The sequence below is a fragment of the Streptococcus pseudopneumoniae genome, assembly GCF_001072665.1.
GTDB classification, from domain to species: Bacteria; Bacillota; Bacilli; order Lactobacillales; family Streptococcaceae; genus Streptococcus; species Streptococcus pseudopneumoniae_S.
Genome location: NZ_JVJI01000018.1, coordinates 1 through 2540 on the forward strand (window position 1 = coordinate 1; position 2540 = coordinate 2540).

Annotated in this window: 1 protein-coding gene; it reads left to right on the forward strand. The window is 41.9% G+C overall.

Annotation, left to right across the window (positions count from 1 at the left end; genetic code table 11):
• Positions 1–2540, forward strand: a 2540-nt coding sequence (locus tag ADH52_RS01935) for a beta-N-acetylglucosaminidase domain-containing protein (RefSeq protein ID WP_049509751.1), incomplete at both ends; no start/stop codon positions are given.

Genomic DNA, 2540 nt, shown 5'->3' on the forward strand with positions numbered 1-2540 from the left:
ATTGACCCAATACTTCTTCGCACCAAAAGATGATCCATACCACAACAAGAAATGGCGTGAACTTTACCCAGAAGAAAAACTAGCTGAAATTCGTGAACTTGCTCGCGTCGGAAATCAAAGTAAAACTCGCTATGTTTGGACCATTCATCCATTCATGAACAACCGTATCCGATTTGGTAATGAAGCGCATTACCAAGAAGACTTGGCAACCATCAAGGCTAAATTTACCCAGTTGATGAAAGTGGGTGTCCGTGAATTTGGTATTCTAGCCGATGATGCACCAAGCCCAGTTGGAGGCTACAATAGCTACAACCGCTTGATGCAGGATATGACCAACTGGTTGACAGAAATGCAAGGAACTTATAGCGGTCTTCGCAAAGAAATGATCTTTGTTCCAGGTCAGTATTGGGGTAATGGGCGTGAAGCAGAGTTGAAATCTCTAAATGAAAATCTCCCAAGTTCAACATCTATGACCTTGACGGGTGGTAAGATTTGGGGTGAAGTTTCTGAAGGTTTCTTATCAACTCTCAAGAACAATCTAACTGCAGGTGGTAAAACTTATCGTCCAGTATCACTTTGGGTGAACTGGCCAGTTACAGATAACTCTAAACAACACTTGATTCTAGGTGGTGGTGAGAAATTCCTTCATCCGAATGTAGATCCAAGCTTGCTATCCGGTATCATGTTGAACCCAATGCAACAGTCTGAACCATCTAAGATTGCCCTCTTCGCTGGAGCTCAGTATACATGGAAACAGTGGAAATCAGAAGAAGAAGCTAAGAAACTCAATGACATTGCCTTCAACTTTGTTGAAAATGGTCATTTTGAAGATAGCAAGGTGTCAGCAGCCTTCCGCGAACTCGGTAAGCATATGATCAACCAAAACATGGATGGTCGTGTCGTTAAACTAGAAGAATCAGTTGAATTAGCTCCAAAATTGACAGACTTCATGACTAAGCTCAAAGCGGGTCAAGATGTAACTGCAGAGCGTGTAGCCTTGCGTGCAGAATTTGCCAAGATTAAAGAAGCAGCTGAACTTTATAAAGCATCAGGTGATAAAAAAATGGTTGCACAGATCCACTATTGGTTGGATAATGCAATTGACCAAATGAATGCCCTTGATGCCTTCCTAACAGGCACAGAGGCTATGGCTACAAATGATGCAGCCAAACTTTGGGACAGCTACTATAAAGGTTTGAAATTGTACGAACAGTCTCAAACTCATACCTTCCATTATGTAGACCATCTTGAAAAGGCTGAATTGGGGGTTCAACATATCCGTCCATTTATCCTATCCTTGAAAGAAGTTCTAGCGTCTGAAGTTCAAAAAGTCTTGCATCCAGATCAAATCATCAGCACCTTTATTACCAATCGAACAGGTGTAGAAGGTGGTTTGGCAGAAGTAACGGATGGTGACTTGGCAACTCATGCCTTGATTAAATCACCCAATAGTATCAAGACAGGTGATTATATCGGCATGAAATTCAACAAACCGGTAGATATCCAAACCTTGACCTTTGCTATGGGAACTCAGGCAAATCCACGTGATACCTTTAGTAAGGCTGAAGTGCAGTATCAAGATGAAAAAGATAATTGGGTAAGTTTGAAAGAACCAACTTATGTTGGTAATGAGTCACTTGTTCAGTTTGAAAATCTTAACATCAAAGCTAAAGCAGTACGTATGATTGCTACAGAAGATCGTGATGACACCTGGTTTGCAGTTCGCGAGATTGCAGTAAATCGTCCAGTAGAGAACGCTCGTAAACAACAAACTGCTACAATTAGCCTCAGCTCAAATCTAGTTTATAAATTGAGAACATCAGCAAGTCAAATTACTGATGGTAAAGATAATACAGAAGCTATGATGGCAAATGCTGACGGCAGCAATACGACTCCAGTAGATGCCTGGGCACAACTTGACCTAGGTGAAGTCAAGTCAGTCACTAAAGTTCGTCTTCGTCAAGGAACTGGTGATAAACTTGCCGCAGGTGTACTTGAGTACTCTACAGATGGATCTGCATGGCAAGAGTTAGATCGCCTATCAGGAGAACAAACTAAGGAAGTGTCTAGAGCTATCAATGCTCGATACATCCGAGTACGCAATACTAAGGCAAGTGACCTTTGGTGGCGTATTCAGGACTTCTCTGTTGAGACACGTTCTGGAAATAGCGACTTAACAGATACCAACGTGGATGCCTTAAAGGAAACACCAGTAGTGGATAGCTTGGGCAGTTACGAGCTTCAAATTCCAGCTGGAACTAAACTTCCTGCAAATAGCTATCTAGGCATGAAACTTGACCGTATCCATCAAGTCAAAAGCATCCAGCTCCAAGGTCAAACAAATCCAGCACTCAGTCTAGAGTATTCTGCAAATGCTCAAGAATGGACACCAGCTAGCCAGTTAACAGATAGAACTGTCGCAACCCACTTGGTACGTTATGTTCGTCTTGTGAATAAAACAAATCAAGAACAAGACTTGCCATCAACTTCTCTCCTTGTAACGACTAAAGAAGTGCAACCAACCAAACTAGAATCTACAA